Genomic DNA, 21,586 nt, shown 5'->3' with positions numbered 1-21,586 from the left:
CTCCGGGTAGACCTGTGCGTATGACCGCATGGCTGCCAGACGAAACGACCCTGCACCACGGCGACGGGCCCCGCCACCACGCCGGCGACGGCGGCGGCGACGTCTTCGCCCTCCTGCGTGAGCAGGCCGGGAACCAGACGGCTCAGGTGACGGCGTCCGGCGCCGCCTGGCTGGCCGGGGCCGCGGCGTATCCGCGCAGCACCCTGGCCCAGTGGGAGTCGCGTCCCTCCGCGCCCGGGGTACTGCCGTGCGGTTCCGCCTTCGACGTGGTGAACGTGCCGACGCTGTTCGGGCGCCGGATGCTGGAGCACCTGTGGTCCGACGGTCCGGGCTCCGGCCCGGTCGCCGCGCACCGCGGCCGGATGCTGCTGTTCGCCTCCCCCGGCACCGCCCAGCGGCTGCCCTCGCTGCTCGACTGGGAGGAGTGGGGCGGCAGCCCGCGGGACGGGTCCGGGCGGGCCCCGCTGGGGGCGGAGGGCGGCGGCCCGAAGGTGCCTCCGCTGCTCTGTCACGGCGCCGGGGACGCGGTGACGGTCCCGCCGCTGACCTGCGACCCCTCGTCCTCCGGGCCGCGCTGGCTGGTCGCGCCCGACACCCGCAACCCCTGGCTGCCGGGGCCCGACGTCCTGCTCTGGGCCTGTGTCCGGGTGGCCCGCTCGGTGCCCGCTTCGGCGCCCCGGATTTCGATTTTTCCTCCCGCCGATCAGGGTGCTAAGGTCTACGACGTCAGCAGGCGCCGCTAGCTCAGTTGGTTAGAGCAGCTGACTCTTAATCAGCGGGTCCGGGGTTCGAGTCCCTGGCGGCGCACAGACGGAAGAAGCCCCTCGCGAGAGCGAGGGGCTTCTTCGTTGTCGGCGGCCGGTTCCGGTGCTACGTCCCCGTGGTGATGCGGACCGTCCAGGCACCCGAGGGCGTCCGGTCGGCGACCTCGATCGTGGTGTGTCCGCCCGGTACGGAGTACGTCTCACCGACCCGCAGCGGCGCGTCCGCGAGCGGCGGGTAGACCGACCGGTCCCAGCAGGCGTCGGTGCCGGGGTGGGTGTCGAGGACGTCGACCGGTCCGCCGCCCGACGGCGTCTCGTTGCGGATCCGGTAGAGCAGCACGCCTTCGGTGCAGGTCCCGTCGTCGTTGCCGGTGGCGCTGCGGGCCTCGATGGCCACGGCGCTGCCCTCGCCGGTCCTGATCACGGCGAGCCGGGTCCCGAGGGACTCACCGGGCACGGGTACGGCCGCCATCGGCTCCAGGGTGACGACCCGGCTGCTCTGGATGCAGGTGACCTGCCGGTCGTCCAGCCAGCCGAGCTTCCACTTGTGCCAGCCGAAGAGGTCGGGGGCGAGGCCGAACTGGCTGCCCATGACGTCCCAGTCGCCGACGTAGGTGTCCCAGTCCCCCTTGCCGTCCGACGGCCGGTGGTAGAGGTCGGGCAGGTCGAAGACGTGTCCGGTCTCGTGGGCCAGGACGTTGTGGTCCGGGGGGTGCTGTTCGAAGACGGTGACCACGCGCCTGATGTCCGTGCCGTCGGCGTGCAGGGGCCGGTCGAAGTTGACGACCTTGGTGGCGTCGGAGTCGACGCCGGGCGCGTCCGGGTCGGCGACGAGGTAGACGATGTCGTACTTCGAGAAGTCGACCTCGGGGTCGGCCGCGTCGATCGCGTCGCGCAGGTAGGCGCTGCGCCGGTCGTCGTCCCAGTCGCGCTGTATGCCGTACCAGACCGACGGCTTGGGCATCCGGATCCACTGCCGCTGGGGGTGCGGGCGCAGGGTGAACTTTCCGTAGGAGGCGCGCTGGAAGAACTGCGTGGTGGCGGGGAAGTAGTCGGCGGTGAGGTCGGCGGGGGTGGTGACGGGGCGGGCGTCGGGGAACGAGAGGAAGACCATGACCGCGTCGAGGGCGTGGTCGGGGCGCGGATAGGCGCCGTTCCACTGGTCCAGGCCCAGCGAGTGATGGGCCTCGGTGCGGGGCAGCGCACAGGGGGCCGCCTCGCCGGTGGCGGCCACGGCGGGGCCCGCGACCAGGGAGGTGGCGGCGAGGGCGAGAAGGGAGATCAGCCCGGCGGTCACCGCGCGCGGACTCGGTCTCTCCACCCCTCCGGGCCCGTGCTGACGCGGCACTTCTACCTCCGGTGCGGGGTGCGGACTCCAGGAGGGTGTCGAAGATCCCGGCCGGCCCCGGATCCTCAGCACCTCCTGACCACCTTGTGACGCTTCGGGAGGTACGTCCTGTTGAGCTGCCCCACTCGGGTCAGCCGCCGCACCCCACTCCGCTCTCACGGACAGTCACAATCGATCACCAATACAACGGGACGGAACAGAGCCGCGCAGAAACGATCAGTCGTGGGCAAACCGGATCGCCGCGCGAATGGCCCATGGGCGGCGGACGCGGGACCCGTAACGGTCGGGGCGCTGGAACGGCCGAGGTGCCAGCCTCTATGCTTCACCTCGCTTTCCTGCGCGGTTTCCGTCCCTGACAACGGGCGCTCCACGCGGCGGGCCAGTCCGACCAGAGGTGTCCGGGACAGAACTGCACGGCGGGAGCGAACGGTGAGCGGAACCTCCGAAGGGCCCAGGCCCGCGGCAGGCACAGCGCCCTCTTCCCCACCCCCGGCGATCACGGAACGTGACGGTTCGTGGCCGTCCGCCGGTCCCGGCGCCTCCGACCTGTACGACTACCGGGCCGCCTTCCGCGCCGCCACGCTCCCGATGGCCGTCGTCGACCACGAGGGCCTGATCGTCACCGCCAACGACGCGCTGGCCGCCCTGGCCGGGGTCGGCGCGGCGACGCTGACCGCGCAGTCCGCGTCCGATCTGGTCGACCTCGCGGCGGACGGCCGCACCTGGCACGCGTACCGCGAGGTGCTGCACGGTCGGCGCTCCCGCTTCCGCTGCACCCGCCGGCTCAAGCACCCCGACGGCCGCTCGCTGTGGGCGGAGATCACCGTCGTGCCGATGTCGTCGGCCCAGGAGCAGACCGCCGGGGCGGCGCCCGGTCAGGTGCTGCTCTCCGTCGCGGACGTCAGTGACCGGCGCGAGCTCCAGAAGCGGCTGCGCCATCTCCAGATGCACGACCCGGTGACCCGGCTGCCCAACCGGACGCTGTTCTTCGAGCGGCTCTCGGCGGTCCTGGAGACCTCGCCGTACCAGGACGACAGCATCCCCGGGCGAGGCCGGATCGGGCTCGTCTACCTCGACCTCGACGGTTTCAAGGCGGTCAACGACACCCTGGGCCACCGGATCGGCGACCGGCTGCTGGCCGCCGTCGCCGCGCGGCTGACCGACTGCGCCGAGCAGGACGGCGAGCCCCGGCCCACCGGCGCGCATCTGGTGGCGCGCCTGGGCGGCGACGAGTTCGCGATCCTGGTCGAGGAGTCCACCGGTACGCAGCAGCTGACCGATCTCGCCCGCACCGTGCTCACCGCGCTCCAGCAGCCCTTCGACCTGGCCGGTCAGCGGCTCTCGGTCTCGGCGTCGATCGGGGTGGTGGAGCGGCCCGTCGCGGGTACCTCGGCCACCGGTCTGATGCAGGCCGCCGATACGACGCTGTACTGGGCGAAGGCCGACGGCAAGGCCCGCTGGACCCTCTTCGACCCCGAGCGCAACGCCCACCGGATGACCCGCCAGGCGCTCTCGTCCAATCTCCGCCCCGCGGTCGAGCGCGGCGAGTTCACCATCGAGTACCAGCCGCTGGTCGGCATGGCCGACGGTGTCGTGCGGGGTGTCGAGGCGCTGGTGCGCTGGAACCACCCGCAGTTCGGCATGCTCTCGCCGAATCGGTTCGTCGCGATCGCCGAGGAGGACGGCTCGATCGTGCAGCTCGGCCGGTGGGTGCTGCGGGCGGCCTGCCGGCAGGCCCGGCGCTGGCAGCTCGACCACCCGGCCGAGCCGCCGCTGTTCATCAGCGTCAACGTCGCGGTCCGCCAGGTCTGGGACTCCGATCTGGTCACCGATGTCGCGGAGATCCTCGCGGAGACCGGCCTGGACCCGGCCCTGCTGCAACTGGAACTGACCGAGTCCGCGGTGATGGGGTCGGCGGGCCGGCCGCTGCAGGCCCTGCAGTCCCTCAGCGACATGGGCGTCCGGATCGCCATCGACGACTTCGGCACCGGCTACTCCAACCTCGCCTATCTGAGCCGGCTGCCGGTCTCCGTGCTGAAGCTGGACGGCGCCTTCGTGCGGGGTTTCCGCTACGAGGACGGCACGCATCCCAGCCCCGCCGACGAGACGATCGTCGAGGCGATGGTCCAGCTGGCCCACCGCCTGGGCCTGACCGTCACCGCGGAGTGCGTGGAGACGGCGGGCCAGGCGGAACGGCTGCGCCGGATCGGCTGCGACACCGGACAGGGCTGGCTCTACTCCCGCGCCGTCGCCCCGGAACGCATCGGCGAACTGCTGGGCGCCCGGGCCCTGAAGGCCTGAACGCCCGCGGCGGCTCAGGCCCCCGGCAGGCCGTACGCGTCCGCGATGAGGCCGTAGCTGCGCAGCCGGGCCTCGCCGCCGTGCGCGTTGGCGGTGATCATCAGCTCGTCGGCGCCGGTGCGCTTGGCCAGGTCGTCCAGGCCGGTGCGGACCTCGTCCGCGGTGCCGTGGACGATGTTGACGAGCCAGCTGTCGACGAACTCCCGCTCCATGGGGCTGAAGGCGTACGCCTCCGCCTCCTCGGGCGTCGGGACCAGGCCGGGGCGGCCCGAGCGCAGGCGGAGCATCGACAGGGCGCCGGTCAGCACCTGGCGGCGGGCCTCGCGCTCGTCGTCGGCGGCCAGGGCGGCGACGCCGATCAGGGCGTACGGCGCGTCCAGCACCGCGGACGGCTTGAAGGACTCCCGGTACAGCTCCAAGGCCGGGATGGTGTTCTGGGCCGAGAAGTGGTGGGCGAAGGCGAAGGGCAGGCCGAGCATGCCGGCCAGCCGGGCGCTGAAGCCCGAGGAGCCGAGCAGCCACAGGGGCGGCCGGGCCGGGGACTGGACACCGCCCTCGGAGGTGGCCTGGACGGGTCCGGGGACCGCGTGGATGCGGGCGTAGGGGTGGCCGTCGGGGAAGTCGTCGTCCAGGAAGCGCGTCAGCTCCATGAGCTGCTGCGGGAAGTCGTCCGCGCCCTCGTTCAGCCGCTCGGTGCGGCGCAGGGCGGCGGCGGTGGCACCGTCGGTGCCGGGCGCGCGGCCGAGGCCGAGGTCGATGCGGCCGGGGGCCATGGCCTCCAGGGTGCCGAACTGTTCGGCGATGACGAGCGGGGCGTGGTTGGGCAGCATGACGCCGCCGGAACCGAGCCGGATGCGCTCGGTGCTGGCGGCGGTGTGGGCCAGGATCACGGCCGGCGAGGAGGAGGCGACGCCGGGCATGGAGTGGTGCTCGGCGACCCAGTAGCGGTGGAAGCCGCGGCGTTCGGCGAGCTGGGCGATCTCGACGCCCGTACGCAGGGCCTGGGTCGCGGTGCGGCCCTGGCCCACGGTCACGAGATCAAGGACCGAGAGGGGCACGGGTGCCGTTCCCTCCGCCTTGCCACGGATCTCGTCGCCTCGAATCTCGTCCACGTCCTGGCCTCTCCGGTGATGCTCGTCTGGTCGGAGCAGCACAACAGGAGGTCGACTCCGTTTATTCCTGGCGGAACTCCGCGGGCCTGGCCCCGCTCAGGGCCGCTGCCCGTGCGCGTACGACCGTCCGCTCCCCCACTCCACCGGGGCCGGGGGCTGTTCGCGGGCCGCGAAGAGCGCACCAAGCCGGGGCGCCCAGGCGGGGCGGTCGGCCAGCCGCAGGGCCTCCCGGACGGCCACCTGGTTCGCGGTGAGGACGGGTTTGCCGAGGAACTCCTCCAGTTCGGCGATATGGCCGACCGTGTGCAGGGCCGTGTCCGGCAGCAGGACGGCCTCCGCCTCGGGGCGGTCCGCGGCGACGGCCAGCTCCTTCACCCGGTCCGGCCCCCATTCCGCGACCTCGGCGGCGCCTGCCGCGCCCGCCGCGTGGGTGGCGACCACCTCCATGCCCGTGGCCCGCAGGAACGCGGTGAAGTGCGCGGCGATGTCCTCGGGGTAGGTCGCGGCGACCGCGACCCGGTTGGCACCCAGTCTCCGTACGGCGTGGACGAAGCCGACGGAGGTGCTGGAGGCGGGCACGCCCGTCTCCCGGGCCAGCGCCATCGCCTGGTCGTGGGCGCCCTGCGGCCCGTAGAGGAAGCTGCCGGCGTCGCAGGCCCAGACGACGCACTGGGCGCCGGAGCGCTGGAGCTCCTCGACACCGGCGGCGAGCCGGTCCGGGGCGCCCAGCTCGCGCAGGGCGTCCTCCCGGTAGGCGTCGTCGGGGCTCTCGGTGTGGTGGACGACGAGTCTGATGGTGCTGTCGAGCAGGATCTCCATCCGCGGGAAGTCGTCCTCCGCGAAGTGGCCCGGGTAGAGGAATCCGACGGTCGTCATGTCCACCCTTCCTGTGCTGCGTGCGGTAACGCCTGTCGTGTGTGCGGTGCACCGGCCGCGGCGGGGCGGACGGCACTGACCGGCTTCCCCGCTCACTGTCCAGTATTCCCCCATCCGCCCCGGTCACCGCTTCGGCCTGTTGACGGGGTGGGGTGCGGCTGCGAGCGTGGGGCCCCCGCCCACCTCGGCCGACGCGGAGGAACCGCCCCCATGCCGGAGCCCGTCCTGCTCGTCCTGGACGCCGATCCGCCACCCCGCCTCGGCGCGCTGACCGGGCGGGTGCGCCTGCGGCACACGGACGGCCCGGGTCTTGCCCGGGCGCTGCCCGAGGCGGACGCGCTGCTCGTCTGGGACTTCGCATCGGACGCGGTACGGGCCGCCTGGCCGGGTGACGGGCCGCGGCCGGCCTGGGTGCACACGGCGAGCGCGGGCGTGGACCGGCTGCTCTGCCCGGAGCTGGTGGCCGGCGACACCGTGGTGACCAATGCGCGGGGCATCTTCGAGCAGCCGATCGCCGAGTACGTGGCGGGGCTGGTGCTGGCCTTCGCCAAGGACCTCCCCGGCACCCTGGAGCTCCAGCGGCGCCGGCGGTGGAGCCACCGCGAGACCGCCCGGGTCGCGGGCTCCCGCGCGGTGGTCCTCGGCGCCGGTCCGGTCGGGCGCGAGATCACCCGACTGCTGATGGCGCTCGGGGTCGAGGTGGCGCTGGTGGGCCGCACGGCCCGGCGCACGATCCACGGCGCCGGGGATCTGGACCGGCTGGCCGCCCGCGCCGACTGGGTGATCTGCGCGGCGCCGCTGACCCCGCAGACGCACGGGATGTTCGACAGCCGGTTCTTCGGGCTGATGCAGCCGTCGGCCCGGTTCGTCAACGTGGGACGCGGCCCCATGGTGGTCGAGGACGACCTCCTGGACGCGCTGCGCAAGCGGTGGATCGCGGGTGCGGCGCTCGACGTCTTCGAGCGGGAGCCGCTCGGCGAGGACAGTCCCCTGTGGGACGCGCCCGGTCTCATCGTGTCGCCGCACATGAGCGGGGACGCGGTGGGCTGGCGGGACCGGCTGGGCGAGCAGTTCGTCGCGATGTACGAACGGTGGGCGTCCGGCGAGCCGTTGCCCAACGTCGTGGACAAGCGGCTCGGTTACATCCCCGGCACCGACCACGAGGCCTGACCCCAACCCGGGCCACCCACGCCCCACTTCGCCCTCGCATGACGGACATCTGGGCATAACGCCCCGTCATTCACCGCACCCGCCAACGAAATACGCGCTGCGCACGAGCCGTCGCACTCTGCCCGCAATCGGACACGGGAAGGTCACCCTCCGGCCACCGTTCGGTTACATGCGAACTCTTCCTGCATAGACGTACGGGATCGGGCAGGCGCTAACCCTGTCCGGACTGTTCGACCCCTTCAGGAGATTGCGAACCATGGCTGACTTCCCGAACCTGTCCCGCCGGGGCTTTCTCAACCGATCGGCAGCCGTGGGCGGTCTGCTCGTCGTCCCCGGCCTGCTCACCGCGTGCAGCAAGACCGGCGCCGACTCCGCGGACGGTGAGGGGGCCCTCGACAAGCTCCGCAAGCAGGGGTTCGTCCGGGTCGCGTACGCGGACGAGGCCCCGTACGGCTACATGGAGGGCAAGGAGCTGAAGGGCGAGGCGCCCGCCCTGCACCGGGAGATCTTCAAGGCGCTGGGCGTGGACGAACTGCGCCCGACCCTCTCCGAGTGGGACGGGCTGATCCCCGGTCTGCAGGCCAGCAAGTACGACGTGGTGAGCGCCGGTATGGCCATCACTCCGGAGCGCTGCTCCAACGCCCTCTTCTCGGAGCCGGAGTTCATCTCGCCGACCGCGCTGATGGTGAAGAAGGGCAACCCGAAGAAGGTCACCGACCTGGCCTCCGCGAAGGCCGCCGGGATCACCGTCGGCGTGATGGCGGGCGCGGTCGAGGGCTCGTACGCCGAGGGCGCGGGGATAGCCAAGGACAAGATCAAGTCGCTGCAGAAGCCGCAGGACGGCGCGGACGCGGTCAAGGGCGGCCGGGTCGACGCGTTCCTGCTCACCGGCATCTCGCTGCGCTGGCTGGCGAAGACCAACCCGGAGACCGAGGTCACCGAAGCCTTCCTGCCGGAGCTCGACGGCGTGAAGCAGTACAGCCCCGGCGGCGCCGTCTTCCGCAAGGGCAACGAGGAGCTGCGGGACGCCTTCAACCGCGAGCTGAAGAAGATCATCTCCGACAAGTCCCGCTATGTCGAGCTGCTCCGGGACTACGGCTTCGGTGCCACCGAGCTCCCGCCGGCCACCCTGAAGACGGCCGATCTGTGCAAGGGCTGACAGGGACGGGGCCCGCCGCATGAATGATTTCTTCTCGGCCTTCGCCGACGATCTCCCACAGCTGCGCTCAGGCCTGTGGGTGACCCTGGAAGCCACCGTACTGGGCGCCCTGCTGGCGCTGTTCCTGTCCTTCGTCCTCGGCCTGATGTCGATCAGCCGGCTGCTGCTGTCGCGCGGCGTCTCGCGCGTGGTCGTGGAGTTCTTCCGCGGCACCTCGCTGTACGTCCAGCTGTTCTGGCTCTACTACGCGATGCCGCCGCTGACGGGCTACGAACTGACGCCGCTGCTCTGCGGGGTCATCGCCTTCGGTCTCAACTACGGCGCGTACGGCGCCGAGGTGGTGCGCGGGGCGATCAACTCCGTGCCGCGGGCCCAGTACGAGGCGGCGGTCGCGCTGAACATGACGCCCCTGCACCGGATGCGGAAGGTGATCCTTCCGCAGGCCTGGGTGCAGATGATCCCGTCCCTCACCAACCTCCTGATCCAGCTGCTGAAGTGCACACCGCTGCTGTGGCTGATCTCGGCGGCCGACCTGATGACCGCGATCGAGAAGCTGCGCACCCGTACGGGTGAGACCCTCACCGCGTATGTGACCCTGCTGGCCTGCTACTTCGTACTGGCCTACGCGCTGACCCTGCTGATGAACCTGCTGGAGCGGTCCGCCAAGCGGCGGCTCGGCCTGGCGAGCGGCGGGGGCAGTCTGCTGAAGTCCCGCAGCGCCGTGACCGCCCCGGCTGCCGGAGGTGCCCGGTGAACGAAGGATTCGACTGGAACGCCGCGGGGGACGCGCTCCCCCTCCTCCTCCAGGGTTTCAAGGTCACCCTGCTGGCCACGGTGCTCGGGACGCTCGTCGCCGCGGTGCTCGGGCTGGCCATCGCGGTCGCCGGCCGGGCGCCCACCCGGTTCGTGACCGTGCCGGTGAAGGTGGTGATGGAGTTCATCCGCTCCACACCGCTGCTGGTCCAGCTGGTGGGCGCGGCCGCGCTGTTCACCTCGGTGGAGCCGCTGACCGTCGGCATCGTGGTGCTGGGCATCCACTACGCCACGTACACCTCCGAGGTGTACCGCGCCGGGATCGACGGGGTGCCGAAGGGCCAGTGGGAGGCCTGCCGGGCGCTGTCCATGTCGTCCCGGCGGACCTGGCAGGCCGTGATCCTGCCGCAGGCGGTGCGCAACGTGCTGCCCGCGCTCGGGAACTACGCGATCTCGATGTTCAAGGAGACCCCGTTCCTCGCCGTGATCACGGTGCAGGAGATGGTCTTCGAAGCCCGTAAGTACGGGGGTGACCACTTCGCGTACACCGAGGTGTTCACACTCGCCGGACTGATCTTCCTGGTCGCGAGCTACCCCACGTCACTCCTGATGCGAAAGCTGGAGAAGCGCCTTGGCCACTGAACCCTCCCCCCTGCAGAAGACCGCGGCCACGGCCCCCGAGGACGTCGTCACGGTTCCCGCGCCCCGGGACTCCGGACAGCCGCTCGTCCGCTTCGACAAGGTCGTCAAGCGGTACGGCGACCACGTGGTCCTCGACCAGCTGGACTTCACGGTCGACCGCGGCGAGCACGTCACCCTGATCGGGCCCAGCGGCTCGGGCAAGACCACGATCCTGCGGCTGCTGATGACGCTGGAGAAGGTCAGCGACGGCGTGATCCGGATCAACGGCGACCCGCTGACGCACATGCAGGCGCCGGACGGCTCGCTGAAGCCGGCCTCCGAGAAGCATCTGCGCGAGGCGCGGAAGAAGATCGGGATGGTCTTCCAGCAGTTCAACCTGTTCCCGAACATGAAGGTGCTCCAGAACATCATCGAGGCCCCCGTCAACGTCCTGGGAATGGACCGCGACAAGGCGGAGACCCGGGCCCGGGAGCTGCTCGACCTGGTCGGGCTCTCCGCGAAGGTCGACGCCCACCCCTCCCAGCTCTCCGGCGGCCAGCAGCAGCGGGTGGCGATCGCGCGGGCGCTGGCGATGGAGCCGGAGATCCTGCTCCTGGACGAGGTGACGTCGGCGCTCGACCCCGAGCTGGTGGCGGGTGTTCTGGAGCTGCTGAGCGATATCGCCCGCAACACCGACATCACCATGCTCTGCGTGACCCACGAGATGAACTTCGCCCGGGACGTGTCGGAGAAGGTACTGATGTTCGACGCCGGGCGGGTCGTGGAGTCGGGTTCGCCGGAAAAAATCTTCTCCGATCCCGCGCACGAACGTACTCGCGAATTCCTCAACGCGGTGCTGTGACCTCGGCATCCGTCGCTCGCCATTGACTCCGGCATATGCCGGACGGGTGCGCCCCAGCTGACGGGGCCGGGGCGCCCCGAAGAGTCACCAACACCCGCCCCTCAACCGGCTCTTGGCGGCTATCGTGGTGGCAGAGCTTGCGGTCACAACCTGGTAGGGGGAAACCGTGGCGTTGAAGCCCGAACCGACCGCACCGTTCCATTCGGTGCAGTACGCCCTTCGCGTTCTCGAAACGGTCTCCAAGCACGGCAACGGTGTGACGGACACCCAGATCGCCCGGGAGACGGGCCTGCCCGTCGGGCATCTGACCTCTCTGCTGCTGACACTGCGCCGCGAGGGGTACGTCGAGCAGATCGCCGACGGCGCCTATGTCATCGGCGCCTCGCTGCTGCTCCTGGGCTCCGGTGCGGCCCGCAGACAGGCTCTGGAGGCCAAGCTCCAGGAGACGCTGGTGCAGCTGCGGGACTCGGTGGGCGCCGCGGTCTACATCAGCCGGTACGTGGACGGCGAGATCCGGGTCACCCAGTACGCCGACGGCCCGCTGACGCCCGCGGTCAACGAGTGGGTGGACTTCCGCTCGACGGCGCACGCCTCGGCGATCGGCAAGTGCCTGCTGACCCAGCTCGACCAGAACGGGCGGCGCGACCATCTCTCGCGGCACAAGATCGCCCGGCTGACGTCGCGGACCATCACCAGCGAGAAGGTCCTCTTCTCCAAGCTGGACAGCCAGCCGGCGACCGTGCCGGTGCTCGACCTCCAGGAGTACGCCGTCGGCACGGTGTGCGCGGCGGTGCCGCTGACGGCGGGTTCGTCGGCGGGCTGCCTGGCGCTGTCCCTCCCGGTCGAGGACGCCCACCGCCTGCGCGCGGCAGCGGACGCGCTGAACCGCCGAGCGGCACCGGTACTCCTGTCACTGGCCCTGTAACCGGACGGGCCCGTCCCGCGTCGTCCTCAATCGCCGAAAATCAAGCCCGTCCGGCGATTGAGGACATCTTTCCGCGTCCTACAGCGACAACCACACCGCCGTGTCGCGCGGCAGCATCCCCGCCTCGTCCAGCTCCGCACTGGCCAGCAGCACCCTCGCCTCCGGCGGCAGCGTCACCGGATCGCCCAGGTTCACCAGGCAGCGGAACGAGGCGCCCCGGTCGAAGCACACCGTGTCCGGGCCCGCGTCCACCCACGTCACCTCCTCCGGGAGCGCGGTCAGCCGCTCGCGCCGCAGGGCCAGGGCGGCCCGGTAGAGGGCGAGGAAGGAGTCCGGGTCGGCATCCTGCGCCGACACGCTCAGCGCCGCCCAGTCCGCGGGCTGCGGCAGCCACGGCGCGGCCGCGCCCGCCGGGGAGAAGCCGAGCGAGGTCCCGTCGGCCGACCACGGCAGCGGGATGCGGCAGCCGTCACGGCCCCGGTCCCTGCCGCCGGACCGGACGAACGTCGGGTCCTGGATCAGCGCGTCGGGGAGGTCCTGGACCTCGGGCAGGCCCAGCTCGTCGCCCTGGTACACGTACACCCCGCCCGGCAGGGACAGCGTGAGCAGCGCCGCGGCCCGGGCCCGGCGACGGCCGAGAGCCGGGTCGCTCGGGTCGCGCAGCCGCTTGTCGCCCATGTCGAACGAGGTGTCCTCGCGTCCGTAGCGCGTGACATGACGGATGGTGTCGTGGTTGGACAGCACCCAGGTCGGCGGCGCCCCCACCGGTGCGTGCCCGGCGAACGTGGCGTCGACGACTCCGCGCAGGGCGGCCGCGTCCCACGGGCAGCACAGGAGGTCGAAGTTGAACGCCGAGTGCAGCTCGTCCGGGCGCAGGTAGCGGGCCGTCTGCTCGGCGGCCGGCAGCCAGACCTCGCCGACGAACGTCCGGTCGCCGTCGTAGGAGTCGAGGATCTTGCGCCAGGCACGGTAGATGTCGTGGACGGCGTCGCAGTCCTGGTAGGGCAGGTCGGTGATGTCGGGGTCGGGGCCGACGTCCGGGAGTCCCGGCTTCTTGGCCAGCCCGTGCGCGACGTCGATGCGGAAGCCGTCGACGCCCCGGTCGAGCCAGAACCGCAGGATGTCCTCGAACTCGGCCCGCACCTCGGGGTGCTCCCAGTTCAGATCGGGCTGCTCGGGGGCGAACATGTGCAGGTACCAGGGGCCCGCGGTGCCGTCCGCCTCGGTGACCCGCGTCCAGGCGCTGCCGCCGAAGTAGGAGATCCAGTCGTTGGGGGGCAGTTCGCCGTCCTCGCCCCGGCCGGGGACGAACCAGAAGCGCTCGCGCTCCGGCGAGCCGGGGCCCGCGGCGAGCGCGGCCCGGAACCACACGTGCTGGTCGGAGCAGTGGTTGGGAACCAGGTCGACGAGCACCCGCAGGCCGTGGCCGTGGGCCTCGGTGATCAGCTGCTCGGCCTCGGCGAGGGTGCCGAAGAGCGGGTCGATGTCGCGGTAGTCGGCCACGTCGTAGCCGCCGTCGGCCATCGGTGAGGTGTACCAGGGGTTGAACCACAGGGCGTCCACGCCGAGTTCCCGCAGGTACGGGAGCCGGTCGCGGACCCCGGCGAGGTCGCCGGTGCCGTCCCCGTCGCCGTCCGCGAAGCTGCGTACGTAGATCTGGTAGATCGCGGCGTGCCGCCACCAGTGGGTCACTGAGACTCCTTGCTCGGTCAAAGGGGTGGTGCGGGCGGCCGCCGTCAGGGGCGGGCCGCCCGCACCGGACGGGGCTACCAGCCGGTGTTGCCGGTGCCTCGGGTGATCGCGAAGCCGCCCGCGGCGGAGAGCCCGCCGTCGGTGGCGCCGCTGACGGTGACGCCGGTGAAGGTGCCGGCCCCCGCGGAGTTGATCTCGATGCCGTACGAGCCGGCCCGGTCGATCTCCAGGCCGTCGACGGTGAGGGCGCTGATGTTCTTCTGCCAGCTGATGAGCAGGCCGCTGTAGGTGCTGTCGAGGATGTCGTTGTCCTTCAGCAGGACGGGTGCGGTGATGTCGGAGGAGTCGGCGTAGATCCAGAGGGCGCCGAGCTTGCTCTGCCAGTTGGGTTCGTAACCGCCGGTCCGGGTCAGGGTGTTGCGCTGGACCGACGTGGTTCCGCTGAACGGCACGGGGGCGAACCGGCTGCTGATCGCGATGCCCGCGGAGCCGGTAACCGTGTCGGCGAGGAGGTTGTCCTCGACCCGGTTGGCGTGGCCGCCGTAGATGCCGACCGTGTTGGCGAGCAGCGGGACCTGCACGGTGTTGAAGCGGAAGACGCAGTCGGTGACCGCCTGGGACTCGGAGAACATCGCGAGCCCGTCGTCGCCGGTGTTGCGGACGCTGGACTGGGAGACCTCGCTGCCGGTGGTGCCCTTGTGGAGGTTGACGCCGTCGGCGAAGGTGTCCCGGATGCGCAGCCCGGTGGCGAGGAGGCCGGTGGTGGGGGCGTCGATCCAGAGGCCGACCTTGGTGTGCTCGATCCAGAGGTTCTGCAGGGTCGAGCCGTTGCCGAAGTCGCCCTCCACGGCCGCGTCGAAGTTGGCGTCGTCGCGGTAGGAGACGTCTCCGGCGATCATCAGGTCCTGGACGTTGCTGGTGCCGCCGCGGCCGAAGAGCCCGCCCTTGCCGTTCTTGCCGCGCAGCACGGTGTGCCACTGCCCGGCGCCGCGCAGATCGGCCCCGGTGAGGTCGATGTGGCCGGAGATGTCGTACGTCCCCGAGGGCAGCCAGAGCCCCTTGCCCTGCGAGGTGGCGGTGGCGAGCGCGGAGTTGAGGGCGGAGGTGTCGTCCGAGGAGTCGTCCGGGGTGACGCCGAGGGTGGTGGCGGAGACGAAGCCGGTGGCGGGCATGGTGAGCGCGGCCGGTGCGGTCTCGGTCTCGACGAGGTCCAGGGTGTAGGAGGCGGCGGTGTCGCCGGAGTCCTTCTGGAACTTCAGCACGGTGCCGGCCGGCAGCTCCCGGCCGAGCAGGGTGCGGGTCTCGTCGAAGAAGTGGTGGCCGGAGCCCTGGGAGGGGTCGTTGTTGTAGGGGTAGCCGCCGTACACCCAGCTGTACTTCGAGGTGAGCGGCAGGTCCTCGATCTCGGTGCCGTCGGCGTAGACGCTGAGCGTGGCGTCCGTGCCGGTGCCGGCCGCGTTGTCCGGCAGGGAGTAGCGCAGGGTCAGCGCGTTGGCGGGCTTCGTCAGGGTGAACTGCACGTAGTCGCCGCTGCTGTCGAGGACGACGGCCTTGCGGCCGGATGCCTCGGACGGCACGGAGAGGTAGGTGCGGTCGGGGCCGATGGTGGTGGCGTTGGTGCTGCCGCTCTCGGCCTCGTAGCCGGTGTACGGGAGGGTGGCGCCGCGGGTCGCGGAGGGGGTGGAGCCGGTGACCGTGATGCCGTCGAGCTGGTAGCCGCCGTTGTCGCCGGTTGCGGTGCGCAGGGCGACGGTGTTGAGGTCGGTGCGCAGCGGGACGTCGGTGTCGGCGGTCGCCCAGGCGCCGCCGGTGCCGGGCAGGGTGAGGCGGCGGACGGTCGTGCCGTTGGCCTGGAGGGTGGTGGTGGCCGCGGCGCTGTCCGTGGTGCGGTAGCGGACGGTCAGCGGGTAGGTGGCGGCCGCGGGGGCGTCGACGGAGAAGACGGCACGGGCCCCGGCGGTGGTGAGGCCGGCCAGGTAGGCGCTGCCCTCGTAGCCGGTGGCGGTGGTGGCCTTCGACGCGCCGCCGGAGACGAAGGCGTCCTCGGCCTGGTGGGTCAGGGTGGTGGGCCCCGGGTCGGTGGGGGTGGTGGGGGTGACCGGGGTGGCGTTGTCCAGGTTGACGTTGCCGCTGTCGGACGCGGTGAACGTCCAGGCGACGGTGTTGTCGCCCGCCTTGTAGGTGACCGCTTCCTCGTGGGTGGCCCAGGTGTCCCAGTTCGCGGTGGCGGGGAGCCCGGCCTGGCGGACCCGTTCGCCGTTGACGTACAGGCTGAGCGTCATCGTGGCGGTGGTGCCGTTGGCGTACCGGACGGCTATGGACCCGGCGCCGGCCGCCTCGGACCGCACGGTGAACGAGACCGAAGCGGAGCCCTTGTTGGCGTCGGTGAAGCCGCCGACGAAGCCGCCGCCCGTGTAGCCGGGGTGTTCGGTGGAGACGGCGGCGCCACCGGACAGCTGGGCGGACTCCGCTTCGAGCGTGGCGCCGGCGGCCTGCGCCGTCGCCGCCCCGTACAGCAGTACTCCGATCATCGACAGCAGGAGCGGAAGTACCGTCCGCAGGGCGTGGGAGCGCTTTCTTGGTGCAGGAGACACGGCTGTGTGTCCTTCCTGTGTGGGGGAATCCCGGGGTGGTGCCGAGGCGGCACGCGGCGGGGCCCGGCGGGTCAGCCCTTGAGGCTGCCGGCGGTGAGGCCCGCGATGATGTGGCGCTGGAAGATCAGGAAGAGGACGAGCAGGGGGACGGCCGCCATCGCCATGCCGGCCAGCAGCTGGTTGGCGGGCATGAACTCCGACAGCCGGTTCAGGGCCACGGTGATCGGCTGTCCGGCCTCGTCGGGGAGGACGAGCATCGGCCAGAGGAAGTCCTTCCAGACGCCGACGATCGCGAAGATCGAGACGACGGCGAGCACCGGCCGCGAGAGCGGCAGGACGACCGAGACCAGGACCCTGAGCGTGCCGGCGCCGTCGATCCGTGCGGAGTCGAGGAGTTCGGCGGGAATCTGGTCGAAGAACCGCTTCAGGATGAAGATGTTGAAGGCGTTGGCGGCGGCGGGCAGCCAGATCGCGAACGGGGTGTTGATCAGGTTCACGTGGAACAGCGGTACGTCGACGACGGTCAGGTACGTCGGCACGAGCAGCGCGGACACCGGCAGCATCAGGGTCGCCAGCATCATGCCGAGGACCACGTTGCCCAGCAGCGGCCGGAGCTTGGAGAGCGCGTAGGCGGCGGAGACGTCGACGAGCAGCTGGGTGAGCCAGGCGCCCAGCGCGAGGATCAGGGTGTTGAGGAAGTAGTGCCCGAGTCCGACGTTGGTCCAGGCGTCGGCGTAGCTCTCGGGGTGCCAGCTCTGCGGGAGGAACGTGGGGTCGGGGTCGGCGAGTTCGGCCGACGACTTCATCGCGCCGGTCGTCATCCAGTAGAGCGGGAAGACGAAGGTGAGGGTGAAGCCGATCAGGGTGAGGACCAGCACGAAGCGGTAGAGGAACCGGCCGGTGCGGCGGTTCATCTCGGCGGGTGCGATCAGGGTGCGTACGGGGGTTTCGGCGGCCATGGTTCCTCTCAGCCCTTGGTCCGGGTCAGGCGCAGGTAGACGCCCGCGAAGAGGCCGAGCACCACGAAGAGCAGCGTGCTCATGGCGCTGGCCAGGCCGAAGTCGTTGTAGACGAAGGCGTAGCGGTAGAGCAGCAGGAGCACGGTGACGGTGGCGTCGTCGGGTCCGCCGCCGGTGAGGACGAAGGGTTCGACGAAGACCTGCATGGTGCCGATGACCTGGAGCAGCAGCGTGATCATCAGGATGAAGCGCATCTGCGGGATCGTGACGTGCCACAGCCGCTGCCGGATCGACGCCCCGTCGAGCTCCGCCGCCTCGTAGAGCTCGCCGGGGATGCCGCCGAGGGCGGCGAGGTAGATCAGGGTGGTGGTGCCCATGTTGGCCCAGGTGGAGACGAGGACCAGGGAGACCATGGCGAGGTTCTCCGACTCCAGCCACTGCTGGGCGGGGAGGTGGAAGACCTCCAGGACGTTGTTGAACAGGCCGGGGCCCGGATCGTAGAACCAGCGCCAGAGCAGCATGGTGACGATCGGCGGCAGCATGACCGGCAGATAGACGGTCATCCGCAGGTAGGAGCGGCCGTGCCGCAGTTCGTTCAGGACGACGGCGGTGACGAAGGGGGCCGCGAAGCCGAAGACCAGGGCGAGCAGCGTGAAGTAGCCGGTGTTCTTCCAGGCGGTGAGGAAGAGCGGGTCGTCGATCAGCCGCTGGAAGTTGTCCAGGCCGACCCACTGGGCGGGCTGGGCGAAGGTGACCTGCTGGAAGCCGAGGAGCGCGCCGCGCACGATCGGGTACCAGGAGAACAGGGCGAAGCAGAGCACACCGGCGGCGAGGAAGAGGTAGGCGACCAGGTTCTCGCGGACCGTCCGGCGCAGCCGGGAGCCGGCGGGCCGGGGGGCCGCGTCGGTACGGGCCGGGGCGGGGGGCCCGGCACCGGCCGGGTCCCCCTGCTCCTGGCCGGTGCTCTTCGCCACGGCGGAGGAGAGCGGCTGCACGGTCATCGTCACTTCACCGTGGCGAGGACGGCGTCGGCCTTCTTCGCCGCGTCCTTGAGGAGCTGGTCGATGTCCGCGTCCTTCTTGGTCAGCACGGACTGCATGACACCGTCGAGGATCGTGTAGAGCTGCTGGGCGTTGGGCGGTTCGACCTTGGTCTCGACCTGGGCGTTGCGGTCGACGAAGGGCTGATAGTTCTTGACCGGGGTGTTGGCGTACTGCGCGCGGATCCGGTCGGTCTCCGCCTGGGCCGCGCCGGTGAACAGCCGGGGCTGCGGGAGGCCGATCGGCACCCCGTCCTTCTTGGCGCGCTTGCTGTCGACGGCCTCGCGCTCGGGGCCGCGCAGGTACTTCCACTGCACCCAGGTGAGGCCGGCCTTGATCTTCTCCGGGGAGGCCTTCGGGTTGAACATGAATCCGTCGCCGCCGCCGAGCGTCGCCGTGCCGGGCAGCGCGGCGAGTCCGTAGTCCTCGTAGCTGCGCTCGAACTGCTTGACGATGGTGGGGATGTTGTCGGGTCCCGCCATGTACATCCCGAGCTTGCCGGCGCCCATCATCTTCTGGACGTCGGCTATCTCCAGCAGCTGGCGGGTGCCCATGCTGTTGTCGGTCCAGCGCATGTCGTGCAGCGCCTGGAGGGCCTTGTGTCCGGCGTCGCTGTCGAACGCCGCCTTCCACGTGCCGTTCTGCTGCGTGGCGACGTCGCCGCCCATGGAGTAGATCCACGAGGTGAGGTGCCAGCCGCCCTGGTTGTTCTTGCTGTAGTCGGCGTATCCGACCGTGCCGTCGCCCAGCGCGCTGATCTTCTTGGCGGCGGTGCGGACCTCTTCCCAGCTGGTGGGCGGCTTGTCGGGGTCGAGGCCGGCCTTCTTGAACAGGGCGCGGTTGTAGAGCAGGCCGAGCGAGTAGTTGCCGGTGGGCAGGCCGTACGTCTTGCCGTCGGCGTCCTTGAAGACCTTGAGCAGCGCCGGGTCGATGTCCTTGGAGAACGGCACGTCGGCGACGTACTTGCTGATGTCGGCGGCCTGGCGGCGCTGGATCAGTCCCGCGGGGTCGGTGAAGTAGACGTAGTAGACGTCCTCCAGCTGGCCGCCGGCGAGCTTCGCGGCGAAGGTCTTCGGGTCCATCTGGCCCTCGCGGGCGTCGATCCTGATCTTCGGGTGGCTCTTCTCGAAGGCTTTGACGTCCTCCATGAAGTTCTTCCGGTCGACCGGCTGGGTCTTGGCCGGCATGCCGTTGACGCTGATCGTCACGACGCCGTTCTTGTCCACGCCGGAGGACGAGGAGGGGGAACCACCGCAGGCGGTGAGAGCGAGGGACAGGGCGACGGCTGTCGCCGAACCGAGAACCTGACGCCTGCTGATGCCGGGCAAGCCATTCATGCGAATCGTGCCTTCCTGGGTGCGGGGCTGTCGGACCCCGAGCGCTTCGAGCTGCGCTGAAGGTAGAAGCCGGTTACGCAAGAAGTCAATGCATCTACGCAAGAAAGTAATGTTGTTGACCTTGGGCGGTAACGCCGCCGTGCTCAGCGGGGGCGTGCGGCGGTCGAGCCGCGGACGATCAGTTCGGTGTCGAACATCATCAGGTCGTTTGCAGTGGCGTGGCCGTCGATCTGCGCCACGAGCGCGGCGACCGCGGCCGTCGCCATGGCCTGGATGGGCTGTCTGGCCGTGGTCAGCGGGGGCTCGGTGGCCACCATGAACGGGGAATCGTCGAAGCCGACGACCGAGAGGTCGTGCGGCACCGAGAGCCCTTGCCGGCGGGCGCCCCGGACCGCGCCGAGCGCGAGCGCGTCGCTTGCGCAAACGACCGCGGTGACCCCCTCGGCAAGCAGCCGGGGCAGCGCGGTGGCCCCGCCCTCCATGGTGAACAGCGCGTGCACCACCCGCCTGCGCCAGTCGTCCGCGGCGATCCCGCGCCGGCTGCAGAAACCCGCGAACCCGGCGAGCTTGCGCGCCGACGGGACGTGCCCGAGCGGTCCGAGGATCATCCCGATCCGCTCGTGCCCCAGCGCGGTCAGGTGGTTCAGCGCCTGCTCGGCGGCGAGCGCGTCGTCCACCCTGACCTGGGCCACTCCGAGGTTCTCGTCCGCGGCGTTGAGCAGCACCATAGGCACCTTGCGCTCCCGCAGCGCCCGGCCGTGCGCGGGGCCCGCGTCGGCGTAGCTGGCGCCGATGAAGACGATGCCGCCGATGTTCTGGTCGAGCAGCATCTCGATGTAGTGCGCCTCGGAGACGCCGTCGGCGGTGCGGGTGCACAGCACGGGTATCAGTCCGCGCTTGTTGAGCAGCCCGCACAGCGCCTCGGCGAACGCGGAGAAGATCGGGTTCTGCAGGTCGGGCACGACCAGGCCGATCAGTGCGGCGCGCGGGGCCCGGTAGCGCAGCGGCCGTTCGATGCCGCACACGTCCAGCGCGCTCAGCACCGCGTCACGGGTCGTGCTCGCCACATCGGGGCTGCCGTTGAGGACGCGGCTGACCGTCGCCTCGCTGACACCCGCGAACTCGGCCACTTGGGAGAGTCGTCGTTTCGTCACGCGCTCACCCTACAAAGGTCTACGCAAAAATAAAGATCACTTACGAAAGAAACTGACTTTCTTTGACGGTCAGGGATGACCGGCTCCCGGATCAGGCGGCGTGACAGAGCGCCGCGGGGTCGGCCGGGAGCCCGTCGGGAGCGGCGATCGCGTGGACGGAGCGGGTGTCGGCCGCCGCCGTGCGGGTCCGCGCGAAGACGACCAGCCGCAGCACCGCGAACCGTGCCACCCCGGCGAGCGCCGACGCGGACAGGTAGACGGCCTGTTCGAGCGCCGCGCCGGGCGCCTCCACGCAGCCCTGGAGGGCGAACATCGCCAGGCAGGTCACCACGTACGCGGCTGCCGCCGATCCGGCCGACTGCCCGTGCTGGCGCCAGGTGGCGCGTCCGCCGGCACCGAAGGTGAAGCGGGCGTGCAGTTCGGTGGCGAGCAGCGTGGAGGCCGCGGTGACCAGCGCGTTGGCCAGGGCCCAGGGGATCCAGGAGGCGAGGGCCGCAACGGCGAGGCTGGACGCGATACCCACTCCGCCCCCGCAGAGCACGAAGCGCGCGAAGGAGGCGAGGGCGCCGGGTGCTGCCGGCTGTCGCTCCTGTAGTGCTCCTGCTGTCTCCATGACCCATCCCCCTCGATTTCCGTGACGCCATAGTGGCACATCAATGGCGCCATAGCGAGCCAATAGTGGCGTCGCGTGCGCCATCGCTGGCGTCACTGCGCGACACCATTCATGAAGTCGCAGGTCAGGAAGGGTTTGGGTGCGTGTCATCAGCACCCCGGAGGACCAGGTATTATTTTCGAGTCAGCAAGCGCCGCTAGCTCAGTTGGTTAGAGCAGCTGACTCTTAATCAGCGGGTCCGGGGTTCGAGTCCCTGGCGGCGCACAGACAACGCACGAGGCGGTCACCGTTCCACGGTGACCGCCT

The 21,586-nt window shown here is 70.8% G+C and carries 18 protein-coding genes and 2 tRNA genes; 10 read left to right on the top strand and 10 right to left on the bottom strand.

Annotation, left to right across the window (positions count from 1 at the left end; genetic code table 11):
- Nucleotides 1-20: 20 nt before the first annotated feature.
- Together OG521_25465 and OG521_25460 are read left to right on the top strand one after the other, a co-directional pair.
- Complete coding sequence (locus OG521_25465; GenBank protein WUW23934.1) at nucleotides 21-743, top strand: hypothetical protein; 723 nt, start codon at nucleotides 21-23, stop codon at nucleotides 741-743.
- Nucleotides 734-807, top strand: a tRNA-Lys gene (locus OG521_25460). The genes OG521_25465 and OG521_25460 overlap by 10 nt, the downstream gene beginning before the upstream one ends.
- Nucleotides 808-870: 63 nt before the next feature.
- On the opposite strand, the gene OG521_25455 is transcribed toward OG521_25460, so the two are convergent.
- Entirely contained in the window at nucleotides 871-2,085 is a 1,215-nt protein-coding gene (locus OG521_25455; GenBank protein ID WUW23933.1) for a M6 family metalloprotease domain-containing protein, read from the bottom strand.
- A 456-nt stretch (nucleotides 2,086-2,541) separates the two neighbouring features.
- On the opposite strand from OG521_25455, the gene OG521_25450 reads away from it, so the two are divergent.
- Nucleotides 2,542-4,413, top strand: coding sequence for an EAL domain-containing protein (locus OG521_25450; GenBank protein WUW23932.1), 1,872 nt, complete (start codon nucleotides 2,542-2,544; stop codon nucleotides 4,411-4,413).
- Nucleotides 4,414-4,427: 14 nt separating this feature from the next.
- Here the strand turns inward: OG521_25450 and OG521_25445 are convergent, their stop codons facing one another.
- Nucleotides 4,428-5,525, bottom strand: a complete 1,098-nt coding sequence (locus OG521_25445) for an LLM class flavin-dependent oxidoreductase (GenBank protein ID WUW23931.1) — start codon at nucleotides 5,523-5,525, stop codon at nucleotides 4,428-4,430.
- A gap of 96 nt (nucleotides 5,526-5,621) precedes the next feature.
- Complete coding sequence (locus OG521_25440) at nucleotides 5,622-6,401, bottom strand: decarboxylase (protein WUW23930.1); 780 nt, start codon at nucleotides 6,399-6,401, stop codon at nucleotides 5,622-5,624.
- A gap of 210 nt (nucleotides 6,402-6,611) precedes the next feature.
- Between OG521_25440 and OG521_25435 the strand changes: the two genes are divergently transcribed.
- The 6 genes from OG521_25435 (at nucleotide 6,612) to OG521_25410 (ending at nucleotide 11,891) form a co-directional block, all read left to right on the top strand.
- Complete coding sequence (locus OG521_25435) at nucleotides 6,612-7,571, top strand: D-2-hydroxyacid dehydrogenase (GenBank protein WUW23929.1); 960 nt, start codon at nucleotides 6,612-6,614, stop codon at nucleotides 7,569-7,571.
- A gap of 256 nt (nucleotides 7,572-7,827) precedes the next feature.
- Nucleotides 7,828-8,730, top strand: coding sequence for an ectoine/hydroxyectoine ABC transporter substrate-binding protein EhuB (gene ehuB, locus OG521_25430; protein ID WUW23928.1), 903 nt, complete (start codon nucleotides 7,828-7,830; stop codon nucleotides 8,728-8,730).
- A gap of 19 nt (nucleotides 8,731-8,749) precedes the next feature.
- Nucleotides 8,750-9,484, top strand: coding sequence for an ectoine/hydroxyectoine ABC transporter permease subunit EhuC (gene ehuC, locus OG521_25425; GenBank protein ID WUW23927.1), 735 nt, complete (start codon nucleotides 8,750-8,752; stop codon nucleotides 9,482-9,484).
- Nucleotides 9,481-10,125, top strand: a complete 645-nt coding sequence (ehuD, locus tag OG521_25420; protein ID WUW23926.1) for an ectoine/hydroxyectoine ABC transporter permease subunit EhuD — start codon at nucleotides 9,481-9,483, stop codon at nucleotides 10,123-10,125. Before ehuC ends, ehuD begins: the two co-directional genes overlap by 4 nt.
- Nucleotides 10,115-10,966 (top strand): ectoine/hydroxyectoine ABC transporter ATP-binding protein EhuA, encoded by an 852-nt coding sequence (ehuA, locus tag OG521_25415; protein WUW23925.1) that lies wholly within the window; start codon nucleotides 10,115-10,117, stop codon nucleotides 10,964-10,966. Before ehuD ends, ehuA begins: the two co-directional genes overlap by 11 nt.
- Before the next feature lie 166 nt (nucleotides 10,967-11,132).
- The gene (locus tag OG521_25410) at nucleotides 11,133-11,891 is read left to right on the top strand and encodes a helix-turn-helix domain-containing protein (protein ID WUW23924.1); all 759 of its coding nucleotides are present in this window, start codon (nucleotides 11,133-11,135) and stop codon (nucleotides 11,889-11,891) included.
- A gap of 78 nt (nucleotides 11,892-11,969) precedes the next feature.
- On the opposite strand, the gene OG521_25405 is transcribed toward OG521_25410, so the two are convergent.
- The 7 genes from OG521_25405 to OG521_25375 all read right to left on the bottom strand — a co-directional run bounded on the left by OG521_25405 (nucleotide 11,970) and on the right by OG521_25375 (nucleotide 21,280).
- Nucleotides 11,970-13,583: a glycoside hydrolase family 13 protein gene (locus OG521_25405; protein ID WUW23923.1), complete on the bottom strand. Its 1,614-nt coding sequence runs from the start codon at nucleotides 13,581-13,583 to the stop codon at nucleotides 11,970-11,972.
- A gap of 74 nt (nucleotides 13,584-13,657) precedes the next feature.
- A complete protein-coding gene (locus OG521_25400) occupies nucleotides 13,658-16,177 on the bottom strand; it encodes a carbohydrate-binding protein (GenBank protein WUW23922.1) in 2,520 nt (839 codons plus the stop codon).
- 71 nt (nucleotides 16,178-16,248) lie between these two features.
- Nucleotides 16,249-17,136, bottom strand: coding sequence for a carbohydrate ABC transporter permease (locus OG521_25395; GenBank protein ID WUW23921.1), 888 nt, complete (start codon nucleotides 17,134-17,136; stop codon nucleotides 16,249-16,251).
- Between the two features lie 8 nt (nucleotides 17,137-17,144).
- Nucleotides 17,145-18,137: a sugar ABC transporter permease gene (locus OG521_25390; protein WUW23920.1), complete on the bottom strand. Its 993-nt coding sequence runs from the start codon at nucleotides 18,135-18,137 to the stop codon at nucleotides 17,145-17,147.
- A gap of 2 nt (nucleotides 18,138-18,139) precedes the next feature.
- Nucleotides 18,140-19,513: an extracellular solute-binding protein gene (locus tag OG521_25385; GenBank protein ID WUW23919.1), complete on the bottom strand. Its 1,374-nt coding sequence runs from the start codon at nucleotides 19,511-19,513 to the stop codon at nucleotides 18,140-18,142.
- 143 nt (nucleotides 19,514-19,656) lie between these two features.
- Nucleotides 19,657-20,667, bottom strand: coding sequence for a LacI family transcriptional regulator (locus OG521_25380; GenBank protein ID WUW23918.1), 1,011 nt, complete (start codon nucleotides 20,665-20,667; stop codon nucleotides 19,657-19,659).
- Nucleotides 20,668-20,758: 91 nt separating this feature from the next.
- Nucleotides 20,759-21,280, bottom strand: coding sequence for a hypothetical protein (locus OG521_25375; protein ID WUW23917.1), 522 nt, complete (start codon nucleotides 21,278-21,280; stop codon nucleotides 20,759-20,761).
- 190 nt (nucleotides 21,281-21,470) lie between these two features.
- Between OG521_25375 and OG521_25370 the strand changes: the two genes are divergently transcribed.
- Nucleotides 21,471-21,544, top strand: a tRNA-Lys gene (locus OG521_25370).
- The last annotated feature ends 42 nt before the right edge of the window (nucleotides 21,545-21,586 follow it).

It is taken from the genome of Streptomyces sp. NBC_01463, assembly GCA_036227345.1.
GTDB lineage: Bacteria > Actinomycetota > Actinomycetes > Streptomycetales > Streptomycetaceae > Streptomyces.
The sequence above is the reverse complement of the archived record's forward strand: the minus strand, read 5'-3'. Positions and strand labels throughout refer to the sequence as shown.